This is a genomic window from Halorubrum sp. SD41 (genome assembly GCF_058630335.1).
In genome coordinates this window covers 90,085-97,183 of the sequence record NZ_JBZVGZ010000013.1, presented here as the reverse complement: position 1 = coordinate 97,183, position 7,099 = coordinate 90,085, and the positions used below count along the sequence as shown (strand labels likewise).

General features: G+C 56.6%; 6 protein-coding genes and 1 tRNA gene. 6 read left to right on the top strand and 1 reads right to left on the bottom strand.

Features of this window, described 5'->3' with window-relative positions:
• The 3 genes from AC4NMM_RS07935 to AC4NMM_RS07925 form a co-directional block, all read left to right on the top strand.
• The coding region (locus tag AC4NMM_RS07935; RefSeq protein WP_491924023.1) for a TROVE domain-containing protein at positions 1-1,473 on the top strand (1,473 nt) is incomplete at its 5' end.
• A gap of 27 nt (positions 1,474-1,500) precedes the next feature.
• A tRNA-Gly gene (locus AC4NMM_RS07930) sits at positions 1,501-1,573 on the top strand.
• 59 nt (positions 1,574-1,632) lie between these two features.
• A complete protein-coding gene (locus tag AC4NMM_RS07925; RefSeq protein WP_491924022.1) occupies positions 1,633-1,926 on the top strand; it encodes a hypothetical protein in 294 nt (97 codons plus the stop codon).
• 50 nt (positions 1,927-1,976) lie between these two features.
• Here AC4NMM_RS07925 and AC4NMM_RS07920 read toward each other — a convergent pair whose 3' ends face one another.
• Entirely contained in the window at positions 1,977-3,284 is a 1,308-nt protein-coding gene (locus AC4NMM_RS07920; protein WP_491924021.1) for an RNA-guided endonuclease InsQ/TnpB family protein, read from the bottom strand.
• A 333-nt stretch (positions 3,285-3,617) separates the two neighbouring features.
• On the opposite strand from AC4NMM_RS07920, the gene AC4NMM_RS07915 reads away from it, so the two are divergent.
• The 3 genes from AC4NMM_RS07915 to AC4NMM_RS07905 all read left to right on the top strand — a co-directional run bounded on the left by AC4NMM_RS07915 (position 3,618) and on the right by AC4NMM_RS07905 (position 7,071).
• On the top strand, positions 3,618-4,292 hold the full coding sequence (locus tag AC4NMM_RS07915; RefSeq protein WP_491924020.1) for a MarR family transcriptional regulator: 675 nt from the start codon (positions 3,618-3,620) through the stop codon (positions 4,290-4,292).
• A 202-nt stretch (positions 4,293-4,494) separates the two neighbouring features.
• A complete protein-coding gene (locus tag AC4NMM_RS07910; RefSeq protein ID WP_050033097.1) occupies positions 4,495-4,818 on the top strand; it encodes a DUF6788 family protein in 324 nt (107 codons plus the stop codon).
• Positions 4,819-5,616: 798 nt separating this feature from the next.
• Positions 5,617-7,071: an orc1/cdc6 family replication initiation protein gene (locus AC4NMM_RS07905; RefSeq protein WP_491924019.1), complete on the top strand. Its 1,455-nt coding sequence runs from the start codon at positions 5,617-5,619 to the stop codon at positions 7,069-7,071.
• Positions 7,072-7,099 lie beyond the last annotated feature (28 nt).

Below are 7,099 nucleotides of genomic sequence, written 5' to 3'. Positions count from 1 at the left end.
GAAGGTGGGGAAGCGTTCGAGCCTGCCGACCCCCGACTCGCACTGTACAAGCGCACGATCAACCAGCTGCTGGAGGGCTCGTTCTACGAGTCCGATGACGAGCAGCTGGCTGCTGTCGTTCAGCAGTTCGATGCCGCCGCAAACGAGGACCCGGAGTTCGGCCTAAAGCTCGCGGCCTATGCGCGCCAGGAGCTCTACTTGCGGGACATCCCACAAGTACTACTCGTGCTGGCAGCCAACGACGACCGATTCAAGGACGACTCCCCCGAGTCGCTCATCCGCGAATGGGCGCCGGCGATCATCCAGCGGATGGACGAGACGGCCACCGCGCTCGCGGTCCACGATCAGCTGTTCGGCGGGACTGCGCCGTGGCCGCTTCGACGCGGGATCGAAGACGCGCTGGTGGAGATGGCCGACGCCTACACGCTGGGCAAGTACGAGCTGTCGCGGCGCGAGGTGACGCTGCACGACGTCTTCAACCGCGTCCACCCCACGCCCGTCGACGCCGAGCAGGAAGCGCTCTTCGAGCGGTTCATGCGTGGTGGCCTTGACGACTATCCCGACGTCGACCCGTTGCCGGCGCCGAACACGTGGGAGACAGTTATCTCCGAGCGCGGCAACACCCAAGCCGCCTGGGAACTGCTCATCGAGGACGACGAGTACACGCTGCCCATCTTCGCATCGATCCGGAACCTCCGGAATATGCTCGAAGCCGGCGTGCCGGAGGACACCGTCGTGGATCACCTCGACCTGGAGGCCGTCCGACACGCGCCGCTGTACCCGTTCCGGTACTACCAGGCCTACACCGCGCTGCAGGACGCGGATGTCCAAGCACCGACGGTCGCGCAGTGGCTCGAAGACGCAATTGATGTCGCGGTCGAGACGGTGCCTGGCGGATTCGGCGATACCTTTGTCGCGGTCGACCTGTCGGGATCGATGGATCAGCGGCTGTCCGCGAACAGCACGCTCCGACTGAAGGAGATCGGTGCGTTGTTCGGTGCGATCCTGGCCGACCAGGGTGCTGACGTCGGCGGGTTCGGCGACGACTTCCAGACCGTTCCGATGCACGTCGACACGCCAGTCCTGCAGCGCCAAGCGGCGGTGCTGGCGATCGACGAGGACGTCGGGAACTCGACGAACGGCTGGAAGGCGATCAAGCACCTCCGCGAGCGAGGTGAGCCCGTCGAACGCATCGTCGTCTTCACCGATATGCAGATCTGGGACAACACGCCGTTCACGGCCCGCGATTCCCAGACGGTCAAAGACGCGTTCGATGCGTATCGGGACGAGGTGTCTGCTGACACCGCGCTGTATCTCGTCGACCTCGCGGCCTACGGCGACCTGGTGACGCCAGAAGGCTACGAGAACGTCTACAACATCTCAGGATGGTCGGAGAACGTCCTCTCGTTCATCGAACACGCCGAGAATCCGAAGCAGATCATCGATGAGATCGAGGCGTTCGAGCCGACCTAGCCCTGTCTGTATCTTTTCTTTGAGGATGCGCGAGTGGTGGAGTTCGGAAACACGCGGTCGTGCCACGACCGAGACGGGCGTTCGAATCGTCCCTCGCGCACTCGGAGTACAGTTGTCGAACATCTGGCCCGTGAGACGCGCCTCAACGGAGATGAAAATATGGCAGTATCCAATACCACCGACCCAGAATCGACGACAATTGCCGTCGTGACGATTCGAATCCCCTGCGGCGCAGATGGGGACCTCGTCACTGACGCTGAGAAGCGTCTCTCGCGGCCCGAAACTATCGATGACGTCACGATTGACGAACTGGATAGTATCGAGCCACAGCTGTCGGCAACACTCATTACCGTCGAAATTACGGTCCGGTGGGCTACGGCGATTGGCGAGGAGGAGATCAGAGACAGACTGGCTGGTGTCTCGGGACTTGAGTCAGTCAGACGGATTGCGTGACATCCTCCTCGCGGTAAACGGCGAGGCTTCCCACGCTTGGGGAATACCAGTCAGTCGTCGTCACCAGAACCTCCGGTTCTGGTTGGCTCACGAGACGCAGTCTCGTGAACGCTGGCAGAGGGTTCCGACTCTTCGTAGGCTGTGAGCGTCATCTGCGCTGGTACGCTCTTCTCACGGTGAGTCGTGGCGGTGTCACAACCGCGCCCATCCCGAGGCGAGTCATCGCGTCCCGCCTTGTCAAGCGGGACGCTCTCTCCCCACGGGTCAACCCGTCGTGCGATATTCGCGGAAGCGTTGATGTCGGCCTGAAACGTTGAAACGTGGCAGTCGTCGTTCGGACACCGAAACTCGGCTTGGGAGTCCCGCTGACCGATTCGGTGGCACGAGTGGCACGTCTGCGAGGTGTACGCCGGATTCACGTACTCGACCGGGACGCCTTCTTCCGTCGCCTTGTCCTCGATGCGCCCTTGGAGTCGGGCGAACGCCCACGAGTGAAGGCGACGATTTATGTATTTCCCGTAGTCGAGACGCTCACGGATGTACGTCAAGTCCTCCATCACCAACACGGGGTTCTCGAACTGTGTGGCGTACTCAACGGCTTGCCGAGACGTCTTCTCCACGATGTCGGTGAGCGCGTTCTGGTAGTGGCTGAATCGGTCGTCAATCCGCCACACGGATGCGTCACGCTCTTGGAGTCGTTTCAGGGTCGTGTGCATCTCTTTGCGGAGATGCTTCGCTCTGCTTCCGCTACTCACGAACGGGTCAGTCGGAGAACCGCCCTTGAGGGCACAGCCCGTGATGAGGGCGGTTTCTCCGATGTCTAAGCCGATGTGTGTGGCGTCACCGTCCGTCGCTGGTTCTTCGACCGGGTACTCGATGGTGACGTGCAGTACCCAGTTCTTCCGATGCTGTTGAAGCCGTATCTCTCCCGCCTTCGCATCCTCTGATACGAGGTCGTGCCAGAGGTCTTCCTGTTCGGGGTTGATACGGAGCGGTATCCAGAAGTTCGTTCCCCGACCGGGACGCGGAACCCACCACGTGAACTCGTAGTCGCGTTCGTCGGAGTGGTCAAACTTCGCGGCTTGGTTCGTGAGCCGTATCGGGTGGCCGTCGTCCAACTCCTTGGCGTCGTATGTCTTGCGGAGTTTCGGGACGTAGTTGCAGAGAGCGGCTTTGGCCTGATATGGCAGGTCGTAGGGCGTCACGATGTCACTCACCGCCGACATGGTACTCGCCCCGGCGTCGAACGCCTCTTGCAGACCGTCACGGTACGTGTCGAGCAGGTCGTTGAGTTTCGACTGCTTGTGCGCAGTCGGTGGCGCGAACGTTGCTTGAAGCGTCTTAGTTATCGTCGTCACTGGCGTCTAATCCTTTCTCGATTAGTTCAGCGTAGGCACGAGGATGTCGGATGCCATTGTCGCGGGCGTAGTCTTTCACCCGTTCGTGGAGATCGCTCCCTCGTTCCATATCGATTTCAGTTCGCACAATTCTTTGTACGTTTTCTTGGAACTAATAGATTCCGTCTGGTATTCGGACTGGTTGAGTCTGTGGGTTGCGTAGTCAAGTGACGCGATTCACGCCCGCCGTGAACGGTGGGATCCTCTCGCTGTTCAAAGATAGGCCGTTCAGAACGGCATAGCCGAAAGTGTAGTAATCTATTTGACTGTTACCACGATATTGGTAATTATTAGATGTACGAACCGTTTGATGAGACTGCTGCTAGAGTGTTGCTCGCAGTCAATCCTGGAGATTCGATCCGAACGGTAGCCCAACATCTCCACACCCCCTACGAAACGGTTCGACAAGCAGTCAATCAACTAGAGGATGCAGGGTATCTTCGATATGATGACGGACTGTTCGTGACCGACGATCGCGTCCGTAAGGCGGCACAAGACCTGCTGGCCACGAGTGCCGCCGTGAATCCACCGTCCATCGAAGAGGCGTACGTACTCCCACAGTTCGGTGACTGGCCCTTCGCCTTTACACAGGTGGACGCCGTCTACGTGTGGACTCAGGGCGGCTACCAGGTCGGTCGCGATCCTGACGACTACCCGCTCTTTCTTGCCGTCCTCGAGGAGGATGTCGACGCCTGGCAGCGTTTTTCCGAACAATTTGGAATCCCAACAGGATTTGAGCGTCGACCGGAGGACTCGTTTGAAGGCCCTCTCCAAATCGTCCTCGACGAGCGTTCCGTGCTCGACCCCGACCACGTCGAAGGATATCCAGTCATCTCTCGGGGCGAGACGATAGCGTTCATGCGGGAGCATTATGCGACGTTTCAGTCGGCACTTGCTATGCTCAATCGTATGTACGACGATCTCGATCTCGACGTTTCCTACCGTGAGTCAGAAAGAGAATGGTCGTGAGTTTCACAGCACCAATTGAGTTACCGACCCCCTCTATGGTGAGGCTTCTTTGATTGCTGTCGGGTTGACATCGCGGCGACCTCGGTTACTATTTGTGAATAGTTTACTATTCATACTCCTCAGCGCGTGACGGGGCGATATCCGATTAACCAACAAATCTATGCCGATACGGTCTTTGTTGGTTAACACAAGGCGACCGCTAATGTCCTACGAGCCACCGACGCCGCCGGCAGAACTCCCGACAGACCTCGTCAATACGCTCAACGAGTTCTCTTCTGAGCAGCTCCAGCACGTTGCCCGCTACGCTGAAGAGCTAGCTGAGCACAAAGCTCGCGAGGCACGTCTCGAAGAGGATTCAGATGAAAGCGAAATCGAAGAACGTCCCGGCGATCTGCCGGACGACGTCCCGGCGAAGGCCACGATCACGATCAAGGAGATTAACGACAACCGCTACTACTACTGGCAGTGGAGAGAGGGGGACAAGGTCACGTCCAAATATAAAGGGCCAGTCAATCCGGACGAATGAGGGGTCAATACATCCGATTATCGATTTCCCACATCCCGTGTGCTATTTGATTTTGGTACACTTGGAAAAGTGGTGACTACACACCCCTCGTCCAGAGTGAAAACAGTAAGAACGAGAAAGAATTTGAGATTAGATTAAGCCGTTAATAGTCGATAGAGCCGTTTTTAGGCACGAACAGTCGAACAGGGTTCCACAGTTGAAGCATGGTTTTCTATTTGAGACAGAGCACACCCCTGATCACGAGTGTATCCACTGATAGGTTCTCATCACACACCCCGTGTGCAAAGTGTAAATGTGCCGTATTCCGACGGTAGAGAGTTATTAGGCTGGTTTTGTATATTGAATATGGCCTACATCCGTGGGATGACACAGACGTACTGGACTCCGTGTAAGAGATGAATTGAGTAACAAGTCGAGCGGGAACACCCCGTGTGCAAAATGAAATTCGAACGGTGAACATCAAGAGAGTCGGAGACTGAACCGATTTTCACTTCGATGACGGGGGATGGTCGACCCTCCGTTTACACTTCGATGACGGGGAGTGTCAGACGTGCGGCTTGCACTTCGATGATGGGGGGTGGAACAACTAAGTCCAATCACAGATACGCAAATTCACATGAGGGCCGCCGATTTTGCGTTACACATCGATGACGGGGGGTCTTCCACCAGATGTACTTCGGTGATGGTTCTTATTGACGAACCGTGAAACAGCTGAATTCACAGGGAATATTGGATACAACGGGAGAATAAACATCGACGGAGGTTAATCTTTTTAATGCTCCGGCGTACAGCAGGCATATGGCCGGTAGTGATCAAGAAGGGGCGGACCAATCCACCCTTGATGAAGGAACTAGTTCTACATCGGATGGACAGCAGTTAGAATCCGCCCGTGAGGATGCTGCCGGAGACTCAAGTCAAAATCAGGGATCGACCGAAGAGACCGCTCAGCGGTCGATCCGTGATATGCTCGATGATGAGGGGGAGGCATCGGTGTTCGTCAACCGGGACCTCGTCGAGCCTGACACCATTATCGACGAAGAGCGAATCGTCGGCCGTGACGACCAGCTCGAGTCCGTCGTCTCGTTTTTGAAGCCGACTCTCCAAGGAAATCGGCCGCCGAATATGCTGCTGTACGGTCCCGCAGGGACAGGTAAGTCACTCATCATCGGGGCCGTCACGCAACAGATCATCGAGCTCTGTCAATCCAAAGGCGAACGTTTCGGCGTTGTCGATATCAACTGCCAACCGATCAATACGCTCGATCAGGCCGTCTACGAACTCGTCCAAACTGTCGCTCAGGACGTTGAGACGGAAGTCGGTGTTCCAGAGACCGGCGTCTCGACGAAGCGCAAGTACCGACGTCTGTACGAACTCATCAACGAGCACTACGATTCAGTCATCTTCATTCTCGACGAGATCGATCTCTTGGTTGGCCGGCGCGAAAACGACGAACCCGCATACTCAAAGCTTCTCTATCAGCTATCACGGGCGAGTAACACGAACGAAATTGAAGGCCGCGTGTCCGTCGCAGCGCTGACGAACGATCCAAAATTTATGGAAGACATCGACGGACGTGCCGAGAGTTCATTCAATCCACGTGACGTCTACTTCCCTGACTACGACGCAAACCAGCTGCGCGAAATTCTCGAAAATCGACGCGATGCGTTCCGTCAAGATGCTCTCGAGGACGACGTGATTCCGCTCGTGGCGGCGTTCGCTGCACAAAGTCACGGTGACGCACGGAAGGCGATCGATCTATTCCGCGGTGCCGGTGACCTCGCAGACGAACGAGGAGATGAAGTAGTCACAGAGGACCATGTCCGAGAATCCCAGGAAGAGATCGACAAAGACCGCTCACTGAAGCTCGTTGAGGGGCTCACGACACAAAAGAAGATTTCACTCTATGCAACCGCAGCCGTTGCGTATCACTCGAGCCGGACAGGGAGTTCTGTCCCAAGCCCGGTTGGATTCAAAGTTTATCAGTGGGTCACGAACGAACTCGATGCGGACCAGATGACTCGTGAGACGTACGTTAAATATGTCAAAGAACTTTCGACGTACGGGTTGATTTCAACATCCCGGAAAAGTCGCGGACGAGGCGGCGGGATGTATATGGAGTTCACATTCACGGGTGATCCTGAAGCGATGATGACTCGGATTGTCGATGATACACGCCTAGAAAGAATAGCCCAGCAGGAAGAACTCCTCAGTTCAGTCGTGAATGCTCAGCTGAAAGAGTTTCATGAGGAGTGAGGTCCGGTCGAGCATTCGATGGAGAACA